The organism is Pseudanabaenaceae cyanobacterium SKYG29 (assembly GCA_025055675.1).
Taxonomy (GTDB): Bacteria; Cyanobacteriota; Cyanobacteriia; order Pseudanabaenales; family Pseudanabaenaceae; genus M5B4.
The window spans coordinates 217,743-241,762 of sequence record JANWWT010000005.1 but is presented as its reverse complement, the minus strand read 5'-3'; the positions used below and the strand labels follow the sequence as shown (position 1 = coordinate 241,762).

Below are 24,020 nucleotides of genomic sequence, written 5' to 3'. Positions count from 1 at the left end.
AGAACCTTGCCCAATCGGGTAAATCAGAAACACAGCCGTAGCTGCTGCCACGGGCGCAGAGTATGCTACTGCAATCCAGGGGCGCATACCCAAGCGGTAGCTCAACTCCCACTCCCGTCCCATGTAGCAGAACACTCCAATCAGGAAGTGGAACACTACCAGCTGGTAGGGACCGCCGTTGTACAGCCACTCATCCAAGCTGTCTGCTTCCCAAATGGGATAGAAGTGCAGACCAATGGCGTTGGAAGAAGGCACAACCGCAGCCGAGATCATGTTGTTGCCGTAGAGGAGAGAGCCAGCCACAGGCTCACGGATACCGTCGATGTCAACGGGAGGAGCGGCGATGAAAGCGATAACGAAGCAGATGGTAGCAGCGAGCAAGCAGGGAATCATCAACACGCCGAACCAGCCGATGTAGAGACGGTTCTCGGTGGAGGTGATCCACTGGCAGAACTGCTCCCACAGCGAAAGACGCTCTTGGCTTCTTACTGCAGTGGTCATAGTCTTAATAATTCCTAATGACTAAATGAATTTTTGTTATGGGAGAATCCCATGGCTGTAAGTATAAGGTAAGCTCTACTGGCTGTAAAGACAATTGGGACTGTTTATTTCCTGAGAGGTAGATTAAGCCTAAAGTCAGACTGTGTGTTGACTATGTGAAATCTCCAAGGCAAATATGCGTCAGTACCAATAGGACAACTATAGTGTGGAAGTCAGTCACAGTTTGAGGCGTTTGACAAAAACCGATCGAGTGAAATCTGCCAACCTAGCCTTAGCTTCTTTGCTGATTTCTTGAGCTTTGGATTTGGTCGTGTCTTTCAGATGAATAAGGAATTCCCCTGTCTTAGCAGTCAGGTGATCTAGGCGTTCATTTACCTGTTTAACTGCCCAGAGATCAAGGTCGGCGATCTTGTCTTCTATTTTTTCTCGCCAGTTGGTCATACTTAGTTTTTCATGCGGAAGGTAATTCTGCCCTTAGTAAGGTCGTAGGGGGTTAGCTCCACTTTCACCCTATCCCCAGGCAGGATTTTAATGTAATTCTTGCGAATCTTACCAGAGATATGAGCAAGGACATTGAAACCATTATCCAGGTCAACACGAAACATAGCGTTGGGCAAAGATTCCGTAACTGTACCTTCCATCTCTATGGCATCTTGTTTGGACATGGGCAAACTCCTTCAACTAGCAACTGTATTTGCTGGGTGACTTCTTCCATAGATGGGGTACCATCTACTGGCGTAACACACCCCTTATAAAATTCTAGCAAAGGTCGGGTTTTTTCGTAGTATTCCTGTAGTCTTTGCTTGATAACTTCGATAGTATCATCAGCTCGACCCTGCTCCTGTGCCCGTTTCTGCAGACGCTTTAACAAAACTTCTTCAGGCACTTCTAGATTGATTACCAGGTCATATTTCTGCTTGATGGAGTGCAGAAATTCATTAAGCGCGATCGCTTGGGGCACAGTACGGGGAAAGCCGTCCAAAATCCAACCTGCTTGGGCATCTTTTTCTGTCAGACGCTGGGTGATAATGGCAACAACCAATTCGTCCGGTACGAGCTTACCCGCATCATTGTAGGCTTTAACTTGCTGACCCAGCTCCGTGCCATTCTTAATTGCAGCGCGGAAAATATCTCCAGGGGCAATGCGGGGAATTGACCACAAACGTGCTAGTGCTTCCCCCTGCGTCCCTTTGCCTGCGCCAGGGGGACCCATCATAATTATTCTCGGCATTATTGTTTAACCATTCCTTCGTAACGTTGGGAAATAACATAGGTGCGAATCTGATTAGCAGTTTCGATGGCAACACCTACTAGAATGAGCAGTGAGGTAGCGCCAAAACTGCTTTGCGCCAGATTACCAGAGAGTTTTTGTACCATCAAGGGCACAAGCACAACCACGCTAAGAAAGATTGCTCCTAGAAAGGTTAGACGGTTCAATACTCCTTCCAGATATTCTGTTGTGGCAGCCCCTGGCCGTTTACCTGGCACGCTTGCCCCCATCTTCTTCAAGTTTTGTGACAGCTCTACAGGATTGATAATGATGGATGAGTAGAAGTAACTAAAAGCTAGAATCAGGAGGGGATAGAGAATAATGTAGCCGATCGAGTCCTGGCGCAAAAAGTTGTTGACAAATACTGTAAAGCCAGGGTTGTTAACAGATTCAGCGAGCAGGGCTGGAATCAGGAAGAAAGAAGAGGCAAAGATAATCGGCATCACTCCCCCTTGGTTCAACCGCAGGGGTAAATAGCTCGACATTTCGCGGTAAAGTTTGCGCCCCACTTGTCGCTTAGCATAAACAATCGGAATCCGCCGTGTGCCCTCCTGTACGAATACAATGGCGACAATCATTGCCAAGAATGTCACCAACAATAGAATAAACCCCCCTGTCAAACTGGGGTCTTCTGTCACCGCCTGGATTGTGGAACCAAACGATCGGGGTAGACCAGCAGCAATACCCACAAAAATCAATAGGGAAGCCCCATTGCCAATGCCCCGCTCTGTAATCAGTTCCCCTAACCACATGACAAACATTGCTCCTGCCGTGAGGGCTACCACACAGCTAAGGGTAAAGCTGGAAATCGTCACCTCCCCTATCTGGAAGAAGGGTACACCCATATCCTTGACGGCGTTTCCCCCTTGGAGAAAGAGGGCAGTGCCTAGACTTTGAATAATGGCGATAATCAAAGCCCAATAGCGGGTGTACTGGGCGATCGTGCGTCTGCCCGCTTCTCCCTCGTTCTTTTGCAAGTTTTCTAGGGTGGGGGAGAGGGTGATAAATATTTGCATGAAGATAGAGGCGTTGATAAAGGGGAGAATTCCCAGAGCAAATACCCCTAACAGGGACAAGCCGCCCCCGGAAAAGGCATCGATGAAGTTGGCGAGGGGGCTGCCTTGGATGATATTAGCCAGTACAGACCGATCGATGCCTGGTACAGGCACAAAGTTGCCCAGGCGCACCAGAATTAAAATACCAATGGTCACTAGTAAGCGGTCCCGCAGCCCAGAGGCTTGCGCCATTTGCATGAAAATTTCTTGGGAAGTGGGGTCTTTACTGCGATTGCTTGTCATCCACCTGATTCCGTTACCTATCCTTCTATCCTACAGTAGCTAACAGCGTACAGGTACCCCCCGCCGCTTCAATTTTTGCCTTGGCACTTGCAGAAAAAGCAGCAGCGGTGACCCGTAGGGGTACAGTAATTTCTCCCCTGCCCAGGATTTTTAGGGGGCCGTCATTCTGGGTGACTATGCCGCACTCCAGTAAGGACTGCAATGTAACTTCTGTGTTGGGGGGTAGCTGGCTGAGCCGATCGACATTGACGATCGTGTACTCCTTACGGTTGATGACAGTAAAGTACTTCAACTTGGGCAGACGGCGATAGAGGGGGTTCTGTCCTCCTTCAAACCCAGGGCGTGTCGGACGACCGGAACGGGAGTTTTGTCCCCGCATACCGAAGCCGCAGCTAGCCCCCTGCCCAGCAGCAATGCCCCTGCCCTTGCGTTTCTTGGGACGACGTGACCCCTTCTGGGGTTTTAGCTCACCAATTCTCATGATTGCTCCTTATCTCTGGCAAACAGTTTGTGAATAGGAATGTCCCGCATCCGTGCTACCTCCGAAAAGGTACGGAGAGAGGCTAGGGCACTGGCAGCTGCCCGTGCATTACCCAGGGGATTGCTGGAACCCAGCTGCTTCGCCAGTACGTTCTTCACCCCTGCCAACTCTAGGACAGTGCGCACTGACCCCCCCGCAATTACACCGGTACCAGGAGAAGCGGGACGCATAATTACTTTGGCACCGCCAGCATCACCCGTGGCGGGATGGGGAATGGACAGGCTCTTTGTCAGGGGCACCTTCACTAGGTTCTTTTTGCCATCCACTACGCCTTTTTTCACAGCATTAATTACATCGGCAGCTTTACCCACGCCTACGCCCACTAAGCCCTTCTCATTGCCTACGATGACAATGGCGCGGAAGCTCAGCTTTTTACCCCCCTTCACCACCTTGGTGACCCGACGAATCTGCACTACCCGCTCTTGCCACTCCGATTCTTTGTCCGCCTTGACCCGATCGGCTTTGCGCTCTCCCCGTTTTCTGCTGCGCCGTTCCTCTTTTCCCTCTACTTCCAGGCTGCTGAGGTCGGTATCCACGTTGTTGTTGCGTTTGCGTTCTGCCATGCCTGTCTCCTAAAATTCTAAACCTGCTTCCCTAGCCGCTTCTGCTAAGGCTTTCACGCGACCGTGATAGAGATTGCCCCCCCGATCGAAGACGACTTTAGTAATCCCTTTTGCCAGTGCCCGTTGGGCAATTAGTTTGCCTACAGCGCTGGAAGCAGCACAGGTGGCAGTGGATTCCAGGTTACTGCGCAGTTCCTTTTCTAGGGTAGAGGCAGCAACCAGGGTGTGCTGGGCTACGTCGTCAATGATCTGGGCCACAATATGTTTGTGGGAACGAAATACTGCCAAACGGGGGCGATCGGGTGTGCCACTGACACGGCGGCGGATGCGTTTATGCCGTCTTTGGGTAGCAGCTTTGTGGGTGAGTTTCATACCTATTTCTTCCCTCCCTTACCTGTCTTACCTGCCTTGCGGCGGACAAACTCGCCTTTGTAGCGAATCCCTTTACCTTTGTAAACTTCTGGGGGACGCACAGCTCTAATTTTCGCCGCCACACTCCCCACCACTTCCTTGTCGATACCGTTGACGACAATCAGGGTGCCTTGGTTGACTTTCTTACCTGTGTTGTCTTCAATTTCCAGGGTGATGCCCTCAGGGGGATGGATTTCCACAGGGTGGCTGTAGCCCATGTTGAGGGTCATGACCTTGCCTGTGATGGCAGCGCGGTAACCTACCCCTTGAATTTCTAGGCGTTTCTCAAACCCCTGGGATACCCCTGTAACCATGTTATAAAGAAGGGTTCGACTCAAACCGTGCAGCTGGCGGGCAGGACGGGAGTCATCGCGGCGGTTTACCTTTACTACGCCATCCTCTTTGACAATTTCAATCAGGGGATGGAAAACCCGCTTTAGCTCCCCTTTTGGTCCTTTTACTTTTACTTCTTGCCCCGCTACCTCTACCGTTACTTTGGGCGGGATCGACACAGGGCGCTTACCAATCCGTGACATTGTGCCTACTCCTTACCAGACATAACAAAGTACTTCCCCGCCAACTCGCTTGGTGCGAGCTTCCCGATCGGTCATGATGCCCTTGGAAGTGGAGATGATAGCGATGCCTACCCCCCCCAACACCCTGGGCAAATCTTTATAGTTGGAATAGACGCGCATCCCTGGACGACTAACCCGCTGCAGTTTGTTGATCACGGGCTTGCGGTGCTTGCCATAGTACTTGAGGGAGAGGACAAGATGGCGGTCTATCCCTTCGCCTACTTCTTCGTAGTCTTCGATGAACCCCTCCTGCTTGAGTACCCGGGCAATGTTGTGGGTCATCTTGGTATAGGGGACTTCCGTTGCCTGCTGACGGGCTAAACTGGCATTGCGAATGCGGGTCAACATATCAGCGATAGTGTCGTTTACTGCCATGTTCCCCTCCTATGACTCCCGAAAGGGCATGCCCATTGCTTTGAGTAGGGCGCGTCCCTCCTCATCTGTTTTAGCAGTAGTGACGATCGAGATGTCTAAACCCCGAATCTGGTCTATGCTGTCGTAGTCAATCTCAGGGAAGATTAACTGCTCTTTAATACCTAGGGTGTAGTTACCCCTGCCGTCAAAGGCTTTGGGATTAACTCCGCGAAAGTCCCGAATGCGGGGCAGGGCAAAGTTAATCAACCGATCGAGGAAGGCATACATCCGATCGCGGCGCAGGGTGACCATCATGCCCACAGGCATCCCCGCCCGAATCTTGAAACCAGCAATCGCCTTTTTAGCCCGTGTCACCACGGGGCGTTGCCCAGTGATGGCGGCAATTTCCGCAATGGAAGATTCCAGGGCTTTGGCATTGGTGGCTGCCTCCCCTAGACCGCGATTGACCACCACTTTTTCAAATTTGGGCACCTGGTGGATGTTTTTGTACTTGAACTGCTCCATTAACTTGGGAACAGCATGTTTTTCGTAGAATTGTTGGAAACGAGTAGCCATAGTTCCTAGTAGTTAGTTGAGAATTTCGCCCGTTTTTTTCAGCATCCGCACCTTTTTCCCTTCAGGGGTATAGGTGTGACAGACACGACTGGCTGTCTTTTCCTTTTCGGAATAGAGCATGACTTTGGAACTGTGAATGGGGAATTCTTTGACAATAATTTGCCCCTGTTCCCCTTCCCGCTGGGGTTTGAGGTGTTTCGTCTTCTTGTTGACCCCCTCCACAATTACTTGACTGGTTTCGGGGAAAACCTTGAGGACTTTGCCCACCTTCCCCTTGTAACTGCCAGAAATTACTTGCACGAGGTCATCTTTTTTGACATGCATCTTGAAGCTAGTGCGATTGCCGCGGTACTTGGGCTTGGGTTTGAATTTCATAGAACCTCCGGTGCCAGGGAGATAATCTTGGTGAAGTTTTTATCCCGCAGTTCCCGTGCCACAGGACCAAAAACCCGTGTCCCCTTGGGGTTGCCATCGGGGTTGATGATCACGGCTGCGTTGTCGTCAAAACGAATGCACATCCCACTCTCACGGCGAATGGTGTTGCGGGTGCGCACGACTACTGCCCGTACTACATCGGATTTTTTCACAGGCATGTTGGGAGCAGCGTTCTTGACCGTGGCAATAATCACATCCCCCACCGTGGCATAGCGGCGGTTACTGCCCCCCAAAACCCGAATACAGAGGAGTTCCTTTGCCCCACTGTTATCAGCTACGGTCAGTCTGGTCTCCTGTTGAATCATGGCTTGCCTCCTTGGTAGTTATCTCTGGTGTGGTTTCGGGCTGTTCCGCACTCCTACGCCGATCGCGCAGTTCTACTTTGGACGATCCCAGAATTTCTATGACACGCCAGCGTTTAGTGCGGCTGAGGGGGCGGGTTTCCTGGATTCTCACCCGATCGCCCTCTTGGCATTTATTTTCTTCGTCGTGGGCTTTGTAGCGCTTGGTGCGGACGACAATTTTGCCGTACTTGGGATGGGCAGCACGGGTCTCCACGGCTACCACAACCGTCTTGTCCATTTTGTTGCTCACAACAATTCCCACTCGCTCTTTAACTGCCATGGTGTTCTCCTCCCTGGGTAGAAGCTGCCGCTAGTTTGCCCCGCTTACGGCGGCGAGCACGGCGAGAATTGGCTACGATCTCTGCGGGGGACTGGCGCTCCCGCTCTACCGTGAGCAGTTGGGCAAGGCGGTGTTTCAGGTGGGTAAATTCGTGGGGCTTCACGGGCTGCCTAGTAGCTTGGCGCAGCCGCAGGTTGAACAACTCCCGTTTGACTTTCAGGATTTCTGCCGCCAGGGCTTCTCCCTCTAGTTGGCGAGCATCTTCGATGTTAGGCAGTGCCATCTTTACTCCTCCCGTTTGATGAAGCGAGTTTTCATGGGCATCTTAGCTGCAGCCAGACGGATGGCTTCCTTAGCTACTTCTTCACTCACACCAGCAATTTCAAACATGACTCTGCCTGGCTTGACCACTGCTACCCAGAATTCCGGTGCCCCTTTGCCCGAACCCATGCGGGTTTCAGCGGGACGCTTGGTTACTGGTTTATCAGGGAAAATCCGAATCCAGATTTTGCCCCCCCGTTTGATGTAGCGGCTCATGGCGCGGCGCGCGGATTCAATTTGGCGGGAAGTAATCCATGAGGGTTCCAGGGCTTGCATGGCGTATTCGCCAAAGTCCACTTCGTTGCCCCGGGTGGCAGCACCGCACATCCTGCCCCGCTGTTGTTTCCTAAACTTAGTGCGCTTGGGACTTAACATGGTAATCTATCCTTCTGCTCCAGAACGGTCTTCAAATTGCGGTCGGTTTTTCCGCTTCGATCGGCGGGGCTGTTGTCCCGGCGGGGGCAGTTCTTCCCGACCAGGCATGATCTCTCCCTTGAATATCCACACCTTGACACCAATGATGCCGTAAATGGTGCGGGCAGTTTTGTAGTCGTAGTCAATATCGGCTCTGAGGGTATGCAGGGGGACACGCCCTTCCCTCACCCACTCCGATCGGGCAATTTCTGCGCCGTTTAAGCGCCCACTGATTTGTACCTTGATGCCTTGCACCCCTGCCCGCTGTGCCCTTTGAATGGCTTGACGTACCACCTTCCGAAAAGCTACCCGCCGTTCAATTTGTTGTACGATATACTCGGCAATCAGGGGAGCTTCCGCATCAACGCGGGTGACTTCTACCACATTAATGCGGATTTGACTGGTACCCGATCGCTCTAGGCAGTACTCCGCTTTTTTGCTGGCGAGAAATTTCATTAAACCTTGGCGCAGTTGATCGATACCAGCTCCCCCCCTGCCCACTACCACGCCAGGGCGGGCAGTACGGATTTCTATATCTGCTTGGTCGGCTTTGCGTTCGATGTAAATTTGGGCAATACCCGCTGCACTCAGGGTCTTGGTGATGTAACTGCGGATGTAAAAGTCTTCTTCCACCAGCGTGGCGTAGCGCTCCCCTTGGGCAAACCATTGGGAGAGGTGGGGGCGAATAATTCCCAAGCGCAGCCCGTTGGGATTAACCTTCTGTCCCATTGCTCTCCTCCTCCATAGGTTTGACCACGATCGTGATGTGACAAGTAGGCTTACGGATGGGGTAGGCACGCCCCTGGGCACGGGCACGGAAACGGCGCAGGCTGGGTCCCATGTCGGCATAGGCTTGGCTAATCATCAGTTTGGTTTTGTCCATACCATTGTTGTGTTCGGCGTTAGCCACTGCCGAGCGCAGTACCTTGGTCACCACATCACAGGCACGATAGGGCATGAACTCCAGAATAATTAGCGCTTCACGATAGCTTTTGCCGCGAATTTGGTCCAACACCCGCCGAACCTTGTTGGGAGACATCCGAATGTATTTCGCCACAGCGGGCACTTCGTTTTCTGCTAGGAGCATGGGCTACCTCTTTGCTTTTTTATCCGCTTTGACATGACCCCGATAGGTGCGGGTAGGGGCAAACTCCCCTAACTTATGCCCTACCATCTGGTCAGTGATGTAAACTGGCACGTGTTGCTTGCCATTGTGGACTGCAATTGTATGGCCAATCATTTCAGGCACGATCGTGGATGCCCGTGACCAAGTCTTAATCACCTGTTTTTCGCCTTTGGCGTTGAGCTTTTCGATTTTGCTCAGCAGGTGGTCTGCTACAAACGGTCCTTTTTTGAGGGATCTCGACATTCTTTCCTACCTCCAAACTCTAGGCACTGCGTCCGCCCTTGCCCCGCTTAGATGCCTTGCGGCGACGACGGACAATCAAAGCATCACTGGGTTTGCCTTTTTTGCGGGTTTTATAGCCCAGGGTGGGCTTACCCCAAGGGGTAACAGGGGAGGGGCGACCAATGGGACAACAACCTTCGCCACCACCGTGGGGGTGATCCACTGGATTCATGGCTGAACCCCGCACTACGGGTCTTCTACCCCGCCATCTAGTCCGCCCTGCCTTACCCAAGCTTTCATTACTGTGGTCAGTATTGCCTACTTGACCGATCGTGGCGTAACATTCCCGCCGCACCATGCGCACTTCTGTAGAAGGCAACTTCAGGGTGACGTAATCCCCCTCCTTGGCGGCAATTTGCACCCCTGACCCCGCCGATCGGGCTAGTTGACCACCCCGCCCGGGATACAACTCCACGTTGTGCACGATCGTGCCTAGGGGAATAGCGTAGAGGGGCAGAGCGTTGCCAACCTCGAAGGGGGCATTTTCCCCTGCCATAATCGTTGCCCCCACCGCCAAACCCTTGGGATGGAGAATATAGCGTTTTTCCCCATCTTCGTACTGCACCAGGGCAATGCGGGCACTGCGGTTGGGGTCATACTCAATAGCTATGACCTTCGCCGGCATGTTGCGCTTGTTGCGTTTGAAGTCAATAATCCGATAGAGACGCTTGTGCCCACCGCCGCGGTGCCGACAGGTAATGACACCCCGATTATTACGCCCCTTCTTGCGATGGAGACTGATGACTAGGGATTTCTCTGGCTTGGATTTGGTAATCTCCTCGAAGGAAGCCAACTGTACCTGGCGAGTACTGGGAGTGTAGGGCTTCAAAGGACGGACTGCCATAATTACACCTCAGGGAATAGGTTGATACTGTTGCCGCTAGCTAAGGTCACGATCGCCCGTTTGTACTGGGGACGGTGCCCCGCAAAGCGACCAACCCGTTTTGCCCTGGGGGGCAGATTGTGGGTGTTGACCTTAGTCACCTTGACATTAAAAAGAAACTCGATCGCTGCTTTGATCTCATACTTATTAGCGGTGGGGTCCACCTCAAACGTGTACTTATTGCTCTCTAGCAGGAGCGTTGCCTTCTCGTTGACCAGGGGACGATGGATAATATCAGCTAGCCGCCGTTGGTCAAACTCCGTCTGTACCTTTCTACCCATGGGCCACCTCCTTGGTGGGTTCGTAAGTCTGTTTAATCACATCCAGGGAAGGGACAGTGATCACAATCTTGTCCGCATTGAGGATGTCGAAAATATTTAACTGGTTCGCCCGCAGGGAGACAAGGTTGGCGATATTCCGTGCCGATAGGATTACCGCTTCGGGGGTTTCGTGCAAAATCATCAATGCCTTTTGTTTCGGTGCCAAACCCCACCGTTGTAGGGCTGCTGCTAGTTCCCTGGTCTTGGGCTGGGGCAGGTGTTCACTGAAATCCGTTACCACCACAAAATCAGCAATCCGACTCATTAAAGCCGTGCGCAGAGCTAAGCGCCGCTCCTTCCTGTTCATATTGATAGAGTAATCCCTGGGCTTGGGACCAAAAATCACACCGCCACCGCGCCAGAGGGGAGAGCGCGTAGAACCTGCCCTCGCTCTGCCAGTCCCCTTTTGCCGCCAGGGTTTGCGTCCACCCCCCCTAACTTCCGCCCTAGTTTTGGTACAGGCGGTGCCTTGCCGCGCATTGGCTAGCTGGCGGTTAAGGGCACGATAGACCAAATCCCTCGCTGTGTGGGGCTTAGCCACCGTCAGGGAAAAAGCTACCTCCCCGATCGTTTCCCCCTGCCAATTCTTAATTGCTAACATGGATACCTCCTACTGACCCTGCTTAGGGCGACCGACTAGTTTAGCGGGTACAACACTGACTAAGCTGCCGGGCTTACCAGGTACTGCTCCCTTGATAATTAGAAGATTCTTTTCCACATCTATATCCACTAGGGTGAGCTTTTTGACAGTGACTCGCTTACCGCCCATGCGACCTGCCATACGCATACCAGGAAAAACACGACCGGGAGTAGTGCCAGCCCCTACGGAACCTGGCAGCCTGTGGTTTTTCGACCCGTGGGACATGGGACCGCGTCCAAAGTGGTGGCGCTTTTGATAACCGGCAAACCCCCGCCCAATACTGGTGCCAATCACATCAATTAGCTGACCTACCTGGAACTGGCTGACATCAAGGGCTTGACCCAACTTGTACTGGCTGGCATCTGCTACGCGGAATTCCCGTAAGTGCCGCACTGGTTCCACCCCCGCCTTCTGTAAGTGTCCCTTTTGTGGGCGATTGAGATTTTTTTCCTTGATCGCCCCGTAACCTAGCTGGATCGAGTTGTAACCTTCCTTCTCGATCGTTTTAATTTGGGTAATCGGACATGGACCAGCCTGCACCACAGTCACAGGGACAGCATTGCCCTCACTGTCAAAGATTTTGGTCATGCCCAGCTTTGTGCCGAGAATCCCGACAGCCATTGTCTTCACCTTTTGCTATAACTAGGAATACCTACCTAAGTAAGTTGTGTCCTTGACTTAGACAGCGGGCAGGTATAGTGCCAACTGGTCCAGTATCAATTTGCGACACTTTCCTAGTCTAACAGGAAACGCCCAAGGCTGTCAAATGCTTTTTAGCGGGACTTGACCAAATTTTCGCGGGGGTTAAAGGACTGCACACGCATTAGCTGTTCGTAGAGTTCCCGTTCACGGGCAGTAGGATTCTTAGGTACAACAATGGCAATTTCTGCATACTGGTCGCCGTAGGTACCGTCGCCTTTGGGGAAACCCTTGTTAGCTAGCCTGAGCTGCTGTCCGGACTGTACGCCAGGGGGAACAGTCAATTTCACCACCCCACTGAGGGTAGGCACTTCTACCTGCGCCCCTAGGACTGCCTCGCTGGGAGAAATTTTTAGTTTGCAGTACACATCATAGCCATCAAGGGTAAAGAAGGGGTGGGGCTGCAAAACAATCTTCAAGTAAAGGTCACCGCCGTTAGCCCCCTGTCCCCGTAACCGAATTCTCTGCCCTGACATCACCCCCGCCGGCATATTCACTTCTAGGGAACGCCCATCCGCCAGACGAATCCGTTCTCTCCCCCCTTGGTAAGCCCGATCGAGGGGCAGATTAAGGATTGCTTCTTCGTCACGGCGTAGGTTGGTGGGGGGTCTATATTCCGTGTAGCGGGAGGACGAACCTGGAGTGCGGAAGCGCCCCAGTAACTGGTCAACAAACTCTTGAAAATCGCTGTATTGGCTAAAGTCAATATCCTCAAAGGGATCAACTCCCACGCCGCTAGGGGCACGACCAGTAGGCGCACCCTGGAACCCCCCCTGCCGCCAATACTGCCCAAACCGATCGTATTGTTGCCGTTTGACAGGGTCAGAGAGAACTTCGTAGGCTTCACTGACATCTTTGAACTTTTCTTCTGCTGCCTTGTCCCCAGGGTTAACATCCGGATGATACTTACGCGCCAGCCGCCGATAGGCACGTTTAATTTCTTCAGTTGTTGCCGTGCGGGGCACACCAAGGATGTCGTAGTAGTTGCGGAAGTTCTGCATTGCGCCTGTCGAGACCTAGCGACTAGTTTAGATCATAGCCCAAAGGCAAAATAGCCCCCTGTCGAGAAACCCGTACTACTTGACAGCCCGCCACCCCCACCCTACAATCTATCTATAACAAATGTTCGATATAAAAAGAATGCCTAAGGTAGTGGATCACGGTGCCTATCGGCGGGAGTTGTTGGGGCAGTGTCTCAAGTTATTTGCTGCCAAGGGCTACGGCAGTTTGACCATGCGGCAGATTGCTGAGCATTTGGGGATTTCCACGGGTACCTTGTATCACTACTTTCCTAGCAAGGAAGCCTTGTTTGAGCAGTTACTCGACCATGTATCGGGGGAGCACATAGAAAAAGCGATGCCAGAGATTTTGGCAACTGCGGATGTGCGCACTAGGATTGTCCGTCTATTCCACCACATCACTTGCCACGAGGAAGAATGTCAACAGGAAGCGTTAATCTTTCTCAATCATTTGTTTTCTTCTAACCGAGAGGAGGTGAGGAAGGTCTATGCCAAGGTAAACGAGCGCTATCGGCAGGCAGCCAAGGCAATTGTCCAGTTAGAGGATGAAGACTTAGCTAATTTATTGTCCTGTCTGATCGATGGTTTGGTGATCAACAGAATCTACGACAACACGATCGATTATCAAAGGATTGGTGCCATCTTGGGGGAAATGTTGGCAGTCTATTTGCAGCACAGAAGAGAGCGGGAGGAGAGGCAGCAATGCACAAACTATGGTTGACAGGGACGACTGGTGTTACCGTTGTAGCAGCGATCGGTCTGGCAGTCTTTTATTTTGCCCCTCGACCCCAGACGGTTGTTGCCAGTGTAGCGGCAGAACCAGTGCAAGTGGTAGCCCTAGGCAGACTGGAACCAGAGTCAGGCATTATCAATGTTGCCGTGCCTAACTTTTTGGCTAACGATCGGGTAGCAGTTTTGCGGGTGAAAGAGGGAGACAGGGTAGCAAGGGGGGATGTGATTGCTTTATTAGACAGCCACAGTCGTTTGCAATCCTTGCGGGAAAAAGCCCTAAGGCAGGTGGAGGTAGCAAGGGCGAAATTGCGCCAGGTGCAGGCAGGGGCAAAAAAATCGGAAATCGAGGCGCAGGCGGCAGAGATTGAACGTTTACAAGCTCAGTTGGCGGGCGAGTTGGCAGAACAGCAAGCTACCCTAGCCCGTCTAACCGCAGAGGTACAAAATGCCCAGATTGAGTATGACCGCTATCGTGCCCTGGTGCAAGATGATGTAGTTTCCCAATCCATCGCTGACAATAAATTGCTAACTTTACAGACTGCTAAAGCCAACCTGGAGCAGGCAAAATCCGCGCGTCAACGCTTGATTCAGACGCTACGGGCACAAATTGCGGAAGCAGAAGCCACAAAAAGACGGATTGCGGAAGTACGTCCTGTCGATGTGGCAGTAGCACAAGCGGAACTGCAAGAGGCACAGGCCAATCTCAAGCAGATAGAGACTGACTTGGAGTTGAGCATAGTACGTGCGCCCGTGGGGGGAGAGGTTTTGAAAATCCATACCTACCCTGGGGAAGCAGTTAGTCAGCAGGGCATTGTGGAGTTGGGGAGTACCGATTGGATGGTGGCAGTGGCAGAGGTCTATCAATCGGACATTGGGCGGGTAGCCCTTGGTCAGAAAGCCACAGTTACGGGGGAAGCCTTTAGGGGTTCAGTGCAGGGGCAAGTGACAGCCATTGGTTTACAAGTCGATCGGCAGAGTATCCTCAGCGCCCAACCGGGGGAAAAATTGGACCGGCGGGTGATTGAAGTAAAAGTTACCTTGGATGAAGCAGGGAGTAAAAAAGTACGACATCTCAACAATTTGCAGGTGGTAGTAGCAATTGCGCCATGAGGGAAAAGATAGTCACCATGTGGCAGTGGGGCAAAAAACGGGTAGAGGAGTGGTGGCAATTAGTTCTAGTCACAATTGAGTTAATCATTAGTCCCCACCAAAGGACAAAGCGGGAAAAGTTTGCTGCTACCTTCGCCAGAATCGACGTTGTCCCGATCGTGGAAGCACTCACAGATTTTTTAGGAGACTTACCTTTATGGTTTTACTGAAGACAGACTGCCGCCCTAATTTCTTCACCAAGTGGCTTAAGCGCACCCCTGTCGCTTGGTTGCAACTGATGCGGGAAAAAAACCGCCTGTTAGTGGCGATCGCGGGCATCACGTTTGCGGATTTTTTGATGTTTATGCAGTTGGGCTTTCAGGATGCTCTCTATGACAGTTGTCGCACTCCCTACCAAGCCCTAGATACTGACATTGTTTTAGCCAGTTCCGACTACAAAACCATCGCTAGGACAGAAAGTACGTTCCGCAGCAGGCTCTATCAAGCCCAAGGGATACCGGGGGTAAAGTCGGTCACCCCAGTGTACTTAGACGTAGCTAAGTGGCGCAATCCCCTCACGAGAGAAGCCCGTACCATCCTGGTGTTTGGTGTCAATCCTGACCACGCTCCCTTCCTTGACCCTGAGATTAAAGCCAATCTACATAAAGTTCGTCCCCTCAATGCTTTGCTATTCGATCGGGCAAGTCGATCGGAGTTTGGTCCCATCCCACAAATGTTTAGTCAACAAAGGACAGTGCAAACTGAACTAGGAGTTCGGTTAGTAACTGTGACTGGTTTATTTTCTCTGGGGGCTTCCTTTGCCTTTGATGGCAATGTGATTGTCAGTGACACGACGTTCCACAACATATTTCCCAATCGCCACCCCGATCGCATGGATTTGGGGTTAATCCGTTTGCAGCCAGGGGCGGATGTCAAAAAGGTGCAGGCACAACTGCGGCAATTCTTACCCCCGGAGGTGCTGGTGTTAACCAAGGCAGAAATGGCGGAAGTGGAGGTAAGGTATTGGGCAGAATCCACACCGATCGGTTTTATTTTTGGTTTGGGGGTGGGAATTGGTTTTGTCGTGGGAGTGGCAATTGTGTATCAAATTCTGTACTCCGACGTAGTTGACCATCTATCCGAGTATGCCACCCTCAAAGCAATGGGTTACTCCAACCTGAGTTTGTTGTCCATCCTTTTCCAGGAGGCACTACTGTTAGCAGTATTGGGCTACATCCCCAGTTTGTTTATTTCCATCGGATTTTATCAACTGACCAGAATTGCTACATTTTTGCCGATGGGCATGAGCTTAGCCAAGGCTAGTTTAGTTTTTGGTTTGACAGTGCTTATGTGCCTGAGTTCTGCTGCTATCTCTTCCCAGAAATTACTGGCCGCTGACCCCGCCGATATTTTTTAGGAGAGGGAGATATGGGCGCTACTACACCCATAATTGCTATACGCAATTTACATCATTACTTTGGGACAGGTGAACTCAAAAAACAAGTCCTACAGGATATTTGCCTAGAGATTTATCCAGGGGAAATCGTCATTCTTACGGGTCCTTCTGGCTCAGGCAAGACAACTTTGTTGACCTTAGTAGGGGGATTGCGATCGGTACAAGCAGGGAGTTTACAGATTTTAGGGGAAGAAATGCTAGGTGCTCCTCCCCAGAAATTAATTGCAGTCAGGCGCAATATTGGCTACATTTTCCAGGGTCACAATCTGTTGAGTTTTCTGTCAGCTAAACAAAATGTACGCATGGCACTGGAGTTACATGACCGAGAATTTTGCCAAGACATGGATGCCAAAGCAATTGCCATGTTGGAACAGGTGGGATTAGGGCAGCGGGTTGACTACTATGTAGAGCAATTATCAGGGGGGCAAAGACAGAGAGTAGCGATTGCCAGAGCCTTGGTAGCACAGCCTAAAATCGTTTTAGCGGATGAACCGACGGCGGCTTTGGATAAAAAATCAGGACGAGACGTGGTGACGATTATGCACAAACTAGCGAAGGAAAGGGGCAGCGCTATTCTGCTCGTTACCCACGACAATCGCATTTTAGACATAGCCGATCGGATTATTCACATGGAAGATGGCAAGATTACAGCAGGGGGTTAGATAGTCTAGGATAGAGGGTGACACAAGGAAAGGTAGGGGAATGAACACAGAACTGGAAGGGCGGGTCAGGGAATTACTCCAGAAACATGCCCAGCGGGTGGATTTTTTAGTGGTACGGCTAGAGCAATCCCAGGGTACTAATATTGTCCTGCGCAGTGGCAAGGTGGAAACCCTCAGTACGGGTACCAGCATTGGCGGACAGATACGTGCCTGCTGCAGAGGTGGCTGGGGTTTTGCCAGCTTCAATGACCTAGAGACCTTACCCCAAAAGCTAGAACAGACGATCGAGGCAGCTCGCTGGCTAGGACAAGGAGAGACCCACCTAGCCCCTGTAGCACCAGTACAAGCAGAGGTACAGCTCACCCCCCCCAATGGTGAAATTACTTTAGCCCAGAAACTGGAACTATGTCAGCACTATGACTCCCTGTTGTGGCAGCCCCACATCAGCAGTACCACTGTCCGCTACGGTGATAGTAGTCAAACTGTGCTAATCATCACTTCCGAGGGTACCAGCATCAAACAGTCCTGGTCGGATTGGGAAATGCGGTTTGCTGCCACCGCCCGTGGGGGGGAACAGGTCCAGACTGCCAGAGAAACGATCGGTTCCCGCCACTCCTTCACTGATCTAGTCAACTACGACAACTCAGTGATTAAATGTGCTCAAAGGGCAGCGGCTGCCTTGCAATTCCCCATGATCCAGGGGGGCACCTATACGGTGGTAATCGACCCCATCCTAGCGGGATTATTTGTCCACGAAGCCTTTGGCCATCTATCAGAAGCGGACATGGTCTATGAAAATCCCGACATGCTAGAAGTGATGACGATCGGGCGGAAATTTGGCTGTGATGACCTACAGATATTTGACGGCGCTGCCCCCCTTGGGGATGGCAAGATTCATCGGGGGAGTTATGCCTACGACGACGAGGGAGTTCCTGCTACCGTCACGCAACTAATCAAGGATGGGGTATTAGTGGGCAGGCTACATTCCCGCGAAACAGCTGGCAAACTAGGGGAACAACCCACTGGCAATGCCCGTTGTTTAGACTACCACTATCCGCCCATCGTGCGCATGACCAACACCTGGATTGGCAGGGGTACAACTCCCGTAGCAGACCTGATGCATGACATTCCCCTGGGAGTCTATGCTGCCAACTGGAAGGGGGGTATGACCAACGGTGAGATGTTCACCTTTACGGCAGGGGAAGCCTGGATGATCCGCAACGGCAAGCTAGCAGAACCAGTAAGGGATGTGACCCTCTCTGGCAATGTGTTTCAAACCCTCGCTGATATTGAAGCGATCGGGGATGACTTCCACTGGGATGAGTCGGGCGGTTGCGGCAAAGGGGGACAAAATGGACTGGCAGTGGGGTGTGGTGCCCCCAGCTTGCGCATCCGCAATGTCGTGATCGGCGGAACATCTGCCTAGAGGGGGTGGCTAGGTTACTACCACAGGATGCGTTACAAATCTTAAAAATTTATTAAAGTCGAACTAAGCTTTCTGAGGTGTGTATGGCTCCTATCTTCACCCCTGAGTTCAACCAATTTGCTGTCATAACGGCTACCCAGGCCTGGTCTCTCTTTTTCTCCGTCAGTCAAAACGACAAGCACCTAGGGGAAGACCCTATGATTGGACGCTACTTTACAGTCGGTCTATTGGGCATGGTGGTAGCAGGTATTGTGGAAGTCTTTCTGAGTGCCTAGTGATTATACTGCCCCTGGCTAGGTGTGTTCTGACCCTACGTTACTCTGTTCCGATGATGGGCGCACTACTCCCGATCCTAGTGTGGTCTTTCCCTAGTTTTGCGTCTGTGGTGGAATTGCGGCAACAGGGGTTAGAGTATCGCCGCCAGGGACGATGGCAGGAGGCAATTGAGGTCTTACAACGATCGGTAGAACTGGCTCCCCAGGATGTCACGGGCTATGTCATTTTGGGCTGGACACAACACTTGGCGAAGCGATCGGGGGCAGCTGATACCCTGTGGCAGGCTTTGCGGTTGGACATGTGGGCAGTGGAGGCAGCGAATGCCTTGGGAATTGTCTATCTGACAGGAGGGCAGTTACAGTCGGCTGTGTTAGTACATAGTTGGGCGGCGGTGATCAAACCCCAGAATGAGATTGCCCACTACAACCTATGTTTGGCTTATCAGAGATTGGGATTACTAGATTGGGCACTTGCCCACGGGGAAAGGGCAATGGAGTTAGAACCCTATAATCCCCACCCGATCGTGGCTGTGGCTTTGGTCTACTGGGCAATGGGGGAGACAAGTCGTGCCCTAGATTTGTATCGGGTAGCAGCAGCTTTGGATGGGGGGTACCAGGATGCTAGTCATCTTGCGCATTTAGCCGATGCGGGTTTTAGCCAGGGGCAAATTAGGCTTGTGGAAATGCTCCGTCGTCAACTATTTCCCTAGAAGGACATGTTCATCTCTTGTTCTTTCTTAATCTTGTTAGCAACACCCCGCAACACCCCATTGATAAAGCGAAACCCATCCTCTGTGCTATAGCGTTTAGCCAGTTCTACTGCCTCGTTGATAGCAACCTGGGGCGGAATATCCAAATGGCGCATTTCCGCAGTAGCAATCCGCAATAATGCCTGGTCAATGTGGGAAAGACGATGCATCTGCCAGCCTTCTAGGCAGGAGTTGAGGAGGTTGTCCAGTTCTGCACGGTGTTGATGGATAGTCTGCAAAATTAGTACGGCATATTCCCGTGTATCCGCCTGCCGCGAGACCTGAATCAACTCTGGAAAATCCAGGGCAACTCCCACGCGATTGATAGCAGTTTCCGTCAGATCAATTGCGGCTTGTATCAGTGCCCGTACCGATTCTAGGTCAGCAGCTCGTAGTTCGCTGGCGAGTAATTTTTCCTGCCCCCTACTTAGCTCCGCCCCTGCCGTGGTGAGCATTTCCTTGACTTCCTCCTGCAACGATCGGACAGCCGCCAACACCATGTCTTCGATCGTTTTTGCCTCCAGATTTTGGGGCTGGGTAGGGAGCTGGCTCATACTTAAAAGAGCTAGTTCGCGGGAAAGACGGCGCGCTTGCATACAATATTTTGATGGTAAACTCGCATATCCTACCAAATTATTTTGCTGCCATGACTCAAGTATTCCAAGCCACAATTCACCATCGGGGGACAACCTATATAGTTCCCGTGCCCGCTGATCAGACCATTTTGGATGCCGCCAACGCGCAGGGGTTAAATCTGCCCTGTTCCTGCTATGCGGGAGTTTGTACCACCTGTGCCGCTCAATTGCTCAAGGGAGAAGTAGACCAAAGTCAAGGCATGGGCATGGGAGGGATGGGAGCGGAACTCGACGCTAAGGGCTATGTTCTCCTCTGTGTATCCTACCCTAAATCCGACGTGGAAATTCTGACAGAAAAAGAAGAAGAAGTCTATACAATTCGCTTTGGGCGGATAGAAAAATGACCTATGTTTATCTTTTGCGTCACGGGATTGCCATCGATCGGGAGTTATGTCCCCATGACCAGGAGCGAGCCCTGACGGAAGAGGGGCGGCAAAAAACCAGCAGGATCGCCGGGAAGCTTTCCCAGTTAGGGTTACAGGCAGATTTAATCCTCACCAGTCCTCTAGTCCGTGCCTACCAAACAGCGGAGATTGTAGCAAGTTGCCTAAAGCAAACACCGATCGAGGTCGTCCAGTGGTTAGCCCCGGAGGGGAGTTTTGCTGCATGGGAAGCCTGGCATGCATCCCACAAAGAGGTAGAGTCAGTGTTTCTGGTGGGGCATGAGCCTGACCTGTCCAGTTGGGCGGAGCTGATGACATGGGGGCAAGTGAGTGGCAATATCCTCCTCAAAAAAGCGGGGTTAATTGGTTTAGTTACCTATCGTGACCAACCTCTACAAGGTAATTGCACTCTCTTCCTCCTATTGCCCCCTAAAATTCTTTTAAGTTTGTAGAAGTATTTCGTCTTTTAGGCAGCAATTACAACCCCTCTTTTTTGATCCCAAACTCAATTTGTGAGCATCTAAAGGTGCTGTAAAATTTAATGCACTAACAAGCAAATTTCGGCTTGTTTTTTGTGCCTATGAGTTAAACTGAGAGAGCAACATTAGACCAGGTAACAATGACTGCTGCTGCAACTGTCAAAAATGAAGTCAAAGATTTATCGTTAGCACCTTTAGGGAAAAAGCGGATTGCTTGGGCAGGGCGAGAGATGCCTGTGCTGCGTCAGATTCGGGACAGGTTTGCCCAGGAAAAACCCCTGCAGGGCATTCGTATTTCTGCCTGCTGTCATGTCACCACTGAAACTGCCAATCTCGCCCTCACTCTCCAGGCAGGGGGAGCTGATGCCCTCTTGATTGCTAGCAACCCCCTCTCTACCCAGGACGACGTAGCTGCCAGCCTGGTAGTGGACTACGGTATTCCCGTTTTTGCCATCAAGGGAGAGGACAACGCTACTTACCACCGTCATGTGGAAGTCGCTCTCGATCACCATCCCCACATCATCATCGACGATGGGAGTGATGTCACCACAGCGCTAGTGCGGAGTCGCGCCCACCAAATTGCGGAAATCATTGGTACTACAGAAGAAACTACGACAGGGCTTGTCCGCCTGCGGGCAATGTTAGCCGATGGTGTACTTACTTTCCCTGCCATTGCCGTCAATGATGCCGAGACTAAACACTTTTTTGACAACCGCTACGGCACAGGGCAATCTACAATTGATGCTATCATGCGTGCCACTAATATTCTCCTAGCAGGCAAGGTCATAGTAATAGCGGGTTATGGCTGGTGCGGCAAAGGGGTAGCCCTGCGGGCAAGGGGTTTAGGCGCAAATGTGATTGTGACTGAGGTAGCGCCTGTGCGTGCCCTAGAAGCGGTGATGGACGGCTTTCGCGTAATGCCCATGCTAGAGGCAGCCAGGGTAGGGGATGTATTCATCACAGTTACAGGCAACAAACACGTCATTCGCCGCGAACATATGGAGGTAATGAAGGATGGTGCGATCATCTGCAACAGTGGGCACTTTGACGTGGAGATCGACCTCGTAGCTCTCCAGGAGATGAGCAAGACTGTGCAAACTGTCCGCCCCTTTGTGCAGGAATATGTCCTAGCTGACAAGAGTTTGATTGTGCTAGGAGAAGGTCGCCTAGTTAACCTAGCTGCTGCGGAAGGTCATCCCGCTAGTGTCATGGACATGAGTTTTGCTAACCAAGCCCTCGCCGCTGAATACCTGGTCAAGAACAAGGGCAAACTCACCCCTGGCGTCATCCCTGTCCCGCCAGATGTGGACCAAGAAATTGCTCGCCTTAAACTACAGGCAATGGGTATTACTATCGATACTATGACCCCCGAACAGGTTGCCTACGTTAACTCCTGGACAGAGGGCACATAATTTCTGGGGGTAGAGTTGTTCTTCCCCTGGATTCTGAGGAAAGTCACTACCAACCCGATCGCCAGTACCATCCCCACGATCGTTAACACTACAAACAGCCAATTATTACCATCACTTTTTTTCACCTGGGGGGGCGGGGGGGGAGGAGTATAGGGAGCAATGGGGTCAGCGGGCATACCAGCAGCGATCGCTTCTGCCTGGATAGCTTGGGCAATTTCTGCCACCTCATCTTCGTCGGTTTTTTCCTGCAAAATGGTGAGGTCTTCCTGGTCAGGTTCTGTGTCGGCGGATTCCACAAAAGGGCCGAAGAAGCAGCGCAGTAGCCCTACACTGATATTGTCATGCCCATTGAGGGCGTTTGCCTGGGCGATCAATACTTTACAAGCCTCTTCCAGGGGGATATTCCGCTGCAAAATTGGTTGCAGGTGACTCTCAGCAATATAGTCAACCCGATCGTAGTCACTCAAACCATCGGAACAGAGGAGGAACAGGCAATCTTCATCGATGATAAAGCGCTGAATGCGTGGTAGGAGGACACTAGAGGGGCGGGTTCCCAGGGCTTGGATCAAAGCCCCTGCGTCTAAACGTTGGGCGGAATAGGGATAGAAGCTGTAGCCTAGAACTGTTTCCCGTGTCGCCACATCGTCATCAGCAGTAATTTGATAGTGCTTGTTCCTACCGATCCAATAGGCCCGACTGTCTCCTACATGCACAATGTACACTTCGTGGGGAGCACGTCCCTGGGGACTGGGTACCACTGCCATCACTAGGGTTGTCCCCATGCGCCGCTGCCCTTGCCGTTGTTGTTGGTCGTTAAGGGCAACGATTTGGTCGTTGGTAACTTTAACAATCTTATCAAGCTGGGTGATAAAAGCTTGGGCAGAGAAAGGTTCCGTATCCTGTTCTACTTGGTGCAGGAGAGTGTTAAGCATTCTAGTAATAGTTTTAATCGCTGTACTACTAGCTACTTCTCCCCCTTCATGCCCCCCCAAGCCATCACAAATAATCAGCACACGGTTCCGTAGCCCTTCCACCTGGGGTTGATCGAGCATGGGATAACAGGCATCTTCATTGTGGTCACGGCGCAAGCCTATATCGGTGATGCCAGCAATCCGTATCGTCATGGGGTCAGCCTGGGCAAGGTCAGAGGCTAGGCGATCGAGATGGGCAATGGCTGTTTCTAGGGTGGCTCCTGGGCACTGTAATGCTGCCAACCAGTGGTCTAGTTCCTCGGCAATTTCTGCTTGACAGTTGGCGATGAGGGGGGCAAGACTTTCCCCCAGTTGGCATAGAGAATAGTCCCGCTCATCGATCGTCAGTTCCACCAACTGTACCCAGCAATCGCGAACACGCAAATTGGCTAGATCAAGGAGGGAACTACTGACCTGCAATTCGTTAAAGGGCTTCCATAGTTTACAAATTTGCCAGAGCCAATTGACTTGGCGCAGGGGCTTTGCCTCACTCCATGCTTCCCCAATACTAGGCAGGAGCTGTCCCCGTTCGTCGAGGGGGGAATTTTCTAAAATTAAAATACTGTCATGGTGCCGCGGTTGCAGGAGGGCATAGGGTTTGGGCAAATGGAGGAGATAACGGGTTAGTTTTAGATACTTAATTGCCAGCTCTGTCAGTTCTTCGGGCATCTCTGGCATGCTGTACATTTTAGTATCCAAGACAACCTTGTCTTCCACCACGCGATAACGGTTCTCAATCAGAGCGCCAGGGGGATAGACTTCACTATTTAGCCCCGCCGCCCATAGGAACTGGTTAGGGATGATGGTAGGTTGTTCTTCCGTAGTAAACATAAGTGCTTGGGCTGCCCGAAGATGGCTACTACCCTAAGTTTATAGCAACCTGGTCGCCCATGCTAGGA

General features: G+C 51.7%; 36 protein-coding genes and 1 pseudogene. 11 read left to right on the top strand and 26 right to left on the bottom strand.

Annotated features, from left to right (window positions below; genetic code table 11):
* The 24 genes and pseudogenes from NZM01_10030 to NZM01_09915 all read right to left on the bottom strand — a co-directional run.
* A partial coding sequence (locus NZM01_10030) for a photosystem II q(b) protein (protein ID MCS6960371.1) occupies window positions 1–501 on the bottom strand: 501 nt, incomplete at its 3' end.
* 216 nt (window positions 502–717) lie between these two features.
* A complete protein-coding gene (locus tag NZM01_10025; protein MCS6960370.1) occupies window positions 718–942 on the bottom strand; it encodes a hypothetical protein in 225 nt (74 codons plus the stop codon).
* Between the two features lie 2 nt (window positions 943–944).
* Entirely contained in the window at window positions 945–1,166 is a 222-nt protein-coding gene (gene infA, locus NZM01_10020) for a translation initiation factor IF-1 (GenBank protein MCS6960369.1), read from the bottom strand.
* Window positions 1,145–1,732 (bottom strand): adenylate kinase, encoded by a 588-nt coding sequence (locus tag NZM01_10015; GenBank protein ID MCS6960368.1) that lies wholly within the window; start codon window positions 1,730–1,732, stop codon window positions 1,145–1,147. The genes infA and NZM01_10015 overlap by 22 nt, the downstream gene beginning before the upstream one ends.
* Complete coding sequence (secY, locus tag NZM01_10010) at window positions 1,732–3,069, bottom strand: preprotein translocase subunit SecY (protein MCS6960367.1); 1,338 nt, start codon at window positions 3,067–3,069, stop codon at window positions 1,732–1,734. The genes NZM01_10015 and secY overlap by 1 nt, the downstream gene beginning before the upstream one ends.
* A 25-nt stretch (window positions 3,070–3,094) precedes the next feature.
* Window positions 3,095–3,550, bottom strand: coding sequence for a 50S ribosomal protein L15 (rplO, locus tag NZM01_10005; protein MCS6960366.1), 456 nt, complete (start codon window positions 3,548–3,550; stop codon window positions 3,095–3,097).
* Window positions 3,547–4,173, bottom strand: coding sequence for a 30S ribosomal protein S5 (gene rpsE / locus NZM01_10000; protein MCS6960365.1), 627 nt, complete (start codon window positions 4,171–4,173; stop codon window positions 3,547–3,549). The genes rplO and rpsE overlap by 4 nt, the downstream gene beginning before the upstream one ends.
* Window positions 4,174–4,182: 9 nt before the next feature.
* Complete coding sequence (gene rplR / locus NZM01_09995) at window positions 4,183–4,545, bottom strand: 50S ribosomal protein L18 (protein ID MCS6960364.1); 363 nt, start codon at window positions 4,543–4,545, stop codon at window positions 4,183–4,185.
* A gap of 2 nt (window positions 4,546–4,547) precedes the next feature.
* Window positions 4,548–5,120, bottom strand: a complete 573-nt coding sequence (gene rplF, locus NZM01_09990; protein ID MCS6960363.1) for a 50S ribosomal protein L6 — start codon at window positions 5,118–5,120, stop codon at window positions 4,548–4,550.
* Between the two features lie 12 nt (window positions 5,121–5,132).
* Window positions 5,133–5,534: a 30S ribosomal protein S8 gene (gene rpsH / locus NZM01_09985; protein MCS6960362.1), complete on the bottom strand. Its 402-nt coding sequence runs from the start codon at window positions 5,532–5,534 to the stop codon at window positions 5,133–5,135.
* Between the two features lie 9 nt (window positions 5,535–5,543).
* Window positions 5,544–6,089 carry a 50S ribosomal protein L5 gene (gene rplE, locus NZM01_09980; GenBank protein ID MCS6960361.1) on the bottom strand — a complete coding sequence of 182 codons (546 nt, stop codon included), beginning with the start codon at window positions 6,087–6,089 and terminating at the stop codon, window positions 5,544–5,546.
* A 12-nt stretch (window positions 6,090–6,101) separates the two neighbouring features.
* On the bottom strand, window positions 6,102–6,464 hold the full coding sequence (rplX, locus tag NZM01_09975; GenBank protein ID MCS6960360.1) for a 50S ribosomal protein L24: 363 nt from the start codon (window positions 6,462–6,464) through the stop codon (window positions 6,102–6,104).
* Complete coding sequence (gene rplN / locus NZM01_09970) at window positions 6,461–6,829, bottom strand: 50S ribosomal protein L14 (protein MCS6960359.1); 369 nt, start codon at window positions 6,827–6,829, stop codon at window positions 6,461–6,463. Before rplN ends, rplX begins: the two co-directional genes overlap by 4 nt.
* Window positions 6,830–6,917: 88 nt before the next feature.
* Window positions 6,918–7,148, bottom strand: a pseudogene (gene rpsQ / locus NZM01_09965) (30S ribosomal protein S17).
* Entirely contained in the window at window positions 7,138–7,431 is a 294-nt protein-coding gene (gene rpmC, locus NZM01_09960; GenBank protein MCS6960358.1) for a 50S ribosomal protein L29, read from the bottom strand. Before rpmC ends, rpsQ begins: the two are co-directional and overlap by 11 nt.
* A 2-nt stretch (window positions 7,432–7,433) precedes the next feature.
* On the bottom strand, window positions 7,434–7,844 hold the full coding sequence (gene rplP / locus NZM01_09955; protein MCS6960357.1) for a 50S ribosomal protein L16: 411 nt from the start codon (window positions 7,842–7,844) through the stop codon (window positions 7,434–7,436).
* 6 nt (window positions 7,845–7,850) lie between these two features.
* The gene (rpsC, locus tag NZM01_09950; GenBank protein MCS6960356.1) at window positions 7,851–8,612 is read right to left on the bottom strand and encodes a 30S ribosomal protein S3; all 762 of its coding nucleotides are present in this window, start codon (window positions 8,610–8,612) and stop codon (window positions 7,851–7,853) included.
* Complete coding sequence (gene rplV / locus NZM01_09945; protein MCS6960355.1) at window positions 8,596–8,970, bottom strand: 50S ribosomal protein L22; 375 nt, start codon at window positions 8,968–8,970, stop codon at window positions 8,596–8,598. Before rplV ends, rpsC begins: the two co-directional genes overlap by 17 nt.
* 3 nt (window positions 8,971–8,973) lie before the next feature.
* Window positions 8,974–9,252: a 30S ribosomal protein S19 gene (rpsS, locus tag NZM01_09940; protein MCS6960354.1), complete on the bottom strand. Its 279-nt coding sequence runs from the start codon at window positions 9,250–9,252 to the stop codon at window positions 8,974–8,976.
* Window positions 9,253–9,271: 19 nt separating this feature from the next.
* Window positions 9,272–10,135 (bottom strand): 50S ribosomal protein L2, encoded by an 864-nt coding sequence (gene rplB / locus NZM01_09935; protein ID MCS6960353.1) that lies wholly within the window; start codon window positions 10,133–10,135, stop codon window positions 9,272–9,274.
* Window positions 10,136–10,137: 2 nt separating this feature from the next.
* The gene (locus tag NZM01_09930) at window positions 10,138–10,455 is read right to left on the bottom strand and encodes a 50S ribosomal protein L23 (protein MCS6960352.1); all 318 of its coding nucleotides are present in this window, start codon (window positions 10,453–10,455) and stop codon (window positions 10,138–10,140) included.
* Entirely contained in the window at window positions 10,448–11,095 is a 648-nt protein-coding gene (rplD, locus tag NZM01_09925) for a 50S ribosomal protein L4 (protein ID MCS6960351.1), read from the bottom strand. The genes NZM01_09930 and rplD overlap by 8 nt, the downstream gene beginning before the upstream one ends.
* A gap of 9 nt (window positions 11,096–11,104) precedes the next feature.
* Window positions 11,105–11,755 (bottom strand): 50S ribosomal protein L3, encoded by a 651-nt coding sequence (gene rplC / locus NZM01_09920; GenBank protein MCS6960350.1) that lies wholly within the window; start codon window positions 11,753–11,755, stop codon window positions 11,105–11,107.
* A gap of 152 nt (window positions 11,756–11,907) precedes the next feature.
* Complete coding sequence (locus tag NZM01_09915) at window positions 11,908–12,834, bottom strand: J domain-containing protein (GenBank protein ID MCS6960349.1); 927 nt, start codon at window positions 12,832–12,834, stop codon at window positions 11,908–11,910.
* A 139-nt stretch (window positions 12,835–12,973) separates the two neighbouring features.
* On the opposite strand from NZM01_09915, the gene NZM01_09910 reads away from it, so the two are divergent.
* The 8 genes from NZM01_09910 to NZM01_09875 all read left to right on the top strand — a co-directional run bounded on the left by NZM01_09910 (window position 12,974) and on the right by NZM01_09875 (window position 19,202).
* A complete protein-coding gene (locus NZM01_09910) occupies window positions 12,974–13,573 on the top strand; it encodes a TetR/AcrR family transcriptional regulator (GenBank protein MCS6960348.1) in 600 nt (199 codons plus the stop codon).
* Window positions 13,555–14,694: an HlyD family efflux transporter periplasmic adaptor subunit gene (locus NZM01_09905; GenBank protein MCS6960347.1), complete on the top strand. Its 1,140-nt coding sequence runs from the start codon at window positions 13,555–13,557 to the stop codon at window positions 14,692–14,694. Before NZM01_09910 ends, NZM01_09905 begins: the two co-directional genes overlap by 19 nt.
* Window positions 14,691–14,903, top strand: a complete 213-nt coding sequence (locus NZM01_09900) for a hypothetical protein (GenBank protein MCS6960346.1) — start codon at window positions 14,691–14,693, stop codon at window positions 14,901–14,903. The genes NZM01_09905 and NZM01_09900 overlap by 4 nt, the downstream gene beginning before the upstream one ends.
* A complete protein-coding gene (devC, locus tag NZM01_09895; protein ID MCS6960345.1) occupies window positions 14,891–16,090 on the top strand; it encodes an ABC transporter permease DevC in 1,200 nt (399 codons plus the stop codon). The genes NZM01_09900 and devC overlap by 13 nt, the downstream gene beginning before the upstream one ends.
* Window positions 16,091–16,101: 11 nt before the next feature.
* Window positions 16,102–16,791 (top strand): DevA family ABC transporter ATP-binding protein, encoded by a 690-nt coding sequence (locus NZM01_09890; protein MCS6960344.1) that lies wholly within the window; start codon window positions 16,102–16,104, stop codon window positions 16,789–16,791.
* Window positions 16,792–16,831: 40 nt separating this feature from the next.
* Window positions 16,832–18,217, top strand: coding sequence for a TldD/PmbA family protein (locus tag NZM01_09885; GenBank protein MCS6960343.1), 1,386 nt, complete (start codon window positions 16,832–16,834; stop codon window positions 18,215–18,217).
* An 83-nt stretch (window positions 18,218–18,300) separates the two neighbouring features.
* On the top strand, window positions 18,301–18,492 hold the full coding sequence (locus NZM01_09880; protein ID MCS6960342.1) for a hypothetical protein: 192 nt from the start codon (window positions 18,301–18,303) through the stop codon (window positions 18,490–18,492).
* Between the two features lie 53 nt (window positions 18,493–18,545).
* The gene (locus tag NZM01_09875; GenBank protein MCS6960341.1) at window positions 18,546–19,202 is read left to right on the top strand and encodes a tetratricopeptide repeat protein; all 657 of its coding nucleotides are present in this window, start codon (window positions 18,546–18,548) and stop codon (window positions 19,200–19,202) included.
* Here NZM01_09875 and nusB read toward each other — a convergent pair.
* Window positions 19,199–19,837, bottom strand: a complete 639-nt coding sequence (gene nusB / locus NZM01_09870) for a transcription antitermination factor NusB (GenBank protein ID MCS6960340.1) — start codon at window positions 19,835–19,837, stop codon at window positions 19,199–19,201. The two genes, NZM01_09875 and nusB, sit on opposite strands and share 4 nt — an antisense overlap.
* 50 nt (window positions 19,838–19,887) lie before the next feature.
* Here nusB and NZM01_09865 point away from each other — a divergent pair, with 50 nt between their 5' ends.
* The 3 genes from NZM01_09865 (at window position 19,888) to ahcY (ending at window position 22,150) form a co-directional block, all read left to right on the top strand.
* Window positions 19,888–20,220, top strand: coding sequence for a 2Fe-2S iron-sulfur cluster-binding protein (locus tag NZM01_09865; GenBank protein MCS6960339.1), 333 nt, complete (start codon window positions 19,888–19,890; stop codon window positions 20,218–20,220).
* Window positions 20,217–20,711 carry a phosphohistidine phosphatase SixA gene (sixA, locus tag NZM01_09860; GenBank protein ID MCS6960338.1) on the top strand — a complete coding sequence of 165 codons (495 nt, stop codon included), beginning with the start codon at window positions 20,217–20,219 and terminating at the stop codon, window positions 20,709–20,711. The genes NZM01_09865 and sixA overlap by 4 nt, the downstream gene beginning before the upstream one ends.
* 167 nt (window positions 20,712–20,878) lie before the next feature.
* A complete protein-coding gene (gene ahcY / locus NZM01_09855) occupies window positions 20,879–22,150 on the top strand; it encodes an adenosylhomocysteinase (GenBank protein MCS6960337.1) in 1,272 nt (423 codons plus the stop codon).
* On the opposite strand, the gene NZM01_09850 is transcribed toward ahcY, so the two are convergent.
* Window positions 22,120–23,952 carry a protein phosphatase 2C domain-containing protein gene (locus tag NZM01_09850; GenBank protein ID MCS6960336.1) on the bottom strand — a complete coding sequence of 611 codons (1,833 nt, stop codon included), beginning with the start codon at window positions 23,950–23,952 and terminating at the stop codon, window positions 22,120–22,122. The genes ahcY and NZM01_09850 overlap by 31 nt on opposite strands.
* Window positions 23,953–24,020 lie beyond the last annotated feature (68 nt).

Coding starts and splice junctions, on each gene's coding strand:
- NZM01_09865 (MCS6960339.1), top strand. CDS start 19,888: ATGACTCAAGTATTCCAAGCCACAATTCACCATCGGGGGACAACCTAT.
- rplR (MCS6960364.1), bottom strand. CDS start 4,545: ATGAAACTCACCCACAAAGCTGCTACCCAAAGACGGCATAAACGCATC.
- ahcY (MCS6960337.1), top strand. CDS start 20,879: ATGACTGCTGCTGCAACTGTCAAAAATGAAGTCAAAGATTTATCGTTA.
- rpsC (MCS6960356.1), bottom strand. CDS start 8,612: ATGGGACAGAAGGTTAATCCCAACGGGCTGCGCTTGGGAATTATTCGC.
- NZM01_10015 (MCS6960368.1), bottom strand. CDS start 1,732: ATGCCGAGAATAATTATGATGGGTCCCCCTGGCGCAGGCAAAGGGACG.
- NZM01_09850 (MCS6960336.1), bottom strand. CDS start 23,952: ATGTTTACTACGGAAGAACAACCTACCATCATCCCTAACCAGTTCCTA.
- NZM01_09880 (MCS6960342.1), top strand. CDS start 18,301: ATGGCTCCTATCTTCACCCCTGAGTTCAACCAATTTGCTGTCATAACG.
- sixA (MCS6960338.1), top strand. CDS start 20,217: ATGACCTATGTTTATCTTTTGCGTCACGGGATTGCCATCGATCGGGAG.
- secY (MCS6960367.1), bottom strand. CDS start 3,069: ATGACAAGCAATCGCAGTAAAGACCCCACTTCCCAAGAAATTTTCATG.
- NZM01_09875 (MCS6960341.1), top strand. CDS start 18,546: ATGATGGGCGCACTACTCCCGATCCTAGTGTGGTCTTTCCCTAGTTTT.
- rpsH (MCS6960362.1), bottom strand. CDS start 5,534: ATGGCAGTAAACGACACTATCGCTGATATGTTGACCCGCATTCGCAAT.
- nusB (MCS6960340.1), bottom strand. CDS start 19,837: ATGCAAGCGCGCCGTCTTTCCCGCGAACTAGCTCTTTTAAGTATGAGC.
- rplF (MCS6960363.1), bottom strand. CDS start 5,120: ATGTCACGGATTGGTAAGCGCCCTGTGTCGATCCCGCCCAAAGTAACG.
- NZM01_09930 (MCS6960352.1), bottom strand. CDS start 10,455: ATGGGTAGAAAGGTACAGACGGAGTTTGACCAACGGCGGCTAGCTGAT.
- NZM01_10025 (MCS6960370.1), bottom strand. CDS start 942: ATGACCAACTGGCGAGAAAAAATAGAAGACAAGATCGCCGACCTTGAT.
- rplB (MCS6960353.1), bottom strand. CDS start 10,135: ATGGCAGTCCGTCCTTTGAAGCCCTACACTCCCAGTACTCGCCAGGTA.
- NZM01_09910 (MCS6960348.1), top strand. CDS start 12,974: ATGCCTAAGGTAGTGGATCACGGTGCCTATCGGCGGGAGTTGTTGGGG.
- rplO (MCS6960366.1), bottom strand. CDS start 3,550: ATGAGAATTGGTGAGCTAAAACCCCAGAAGGGGTCACGTCGTCCCAAG.
- NZM01_09915 (MCS6960349.1), bottom strand. CDS start 12,834: ATGCAGAACTTCCGCAACTACTACGACATCCTTGGTGTGCCCCGCACG.
- rpsE (MCS6960365.1), bottom strand. CDS start 4,173: ATGGCAGAACGCAAACGCAACAACAACGTGGATACCGACCTCAGCAGC.
- rplC (MCS6960350.1), bottom strand. CDS start 11,755: ATGGCTGTCGGGATTCTCGGCACAAAGCTGGGCATGACCAAAATCTTT.
- rplD (MCS6960351.1), bottom strand. CDS start 11,095: ATGTTAGCAATTAAGAATTGGCAGGGGGAAACGATCGGGGAGGTAGCT.
- rplE (MCS6960361.1), bottom strand. CDS start 6,089: ATGGCTACTCGTTTCCAACAATTCTACGAAAAACATGCTGTTCCCAAG.
- infA (MCS6960369.1), bottom strand. CDS start 1,166: ATGTCCAAACAAGATGCCATAGAGATGGAAGGTACAGTTACGGAATCT.
- rplV (MCS6960355.1), bottom strand. CDS start 8,970: ATGCTCCTAGCAGAAAACGAAGTGCCCGCTGTGGCGAAATACATTCGG.
- rplX (MCS6960360.1), bottom strand. CDS start 6,464: ATGAAATTCAAACCCAAGCCCAAGTACCGCGGCAATCGCACTAGCTTC.
- rplN (MCS6960359.1), bottom strand. CDS start 6,829: ATGATTCAACAGGAGACCAGACTGACCGTAGCTGATAACAGTGGGGCA.
- NZM01_09905 (MCS6960347.1), top strand. CDS start 13,555: ATGCACAAACTATGGTTGACAGGGACGACTGGTGTTACCGTTGTAGCA.
- rpmC (MCS6960358.1), bottom strand. CDS start 7,431: ATGGCACTGCCTAACATCGAAGATGCTCGCCAACTAGAGGGAGAAGCC.
- rpsS (MCS6960354.1), bottom strand. CDS start 9,252: ATGTCGAGATCCCTCAAAAAAGGACCGTTTGTAGCAGACCACCTGCTG.
- devC (MCS6960345.1), top strand. CDS start 14,891: ATGGTTTTACTGAAGACAGACTGCCGCCCTAATTTCTTCACCAAGTGG.
- NZM01_09890 (MCS6960344.1), top strand. CDS start 16,102: ATGGGCGCTACTACACCCATAATTGCTATACGCAATTTACATCATTAC.
- NZM01_09885 (MCS6960343.1), top strand. CDS start 16,832: ATGAACACAGAACTGGAAGGGCGGGTCAGGGAATTACTCCAGAAACAT.
- rplP (MCS6960357.1), bottom strand. CDS start 7,844: ATGTTAAGTCCCAAGCGCACTAAGTTTAGGAAACAACAGCGGGGCAGG.
- NZM01_09900 (MCS6960346.1), top strand. CDS start 14,691: ATGAGGGAAAAGATAGTCACCATGTGGCAGTGGGGCAAAAAACGGGTA.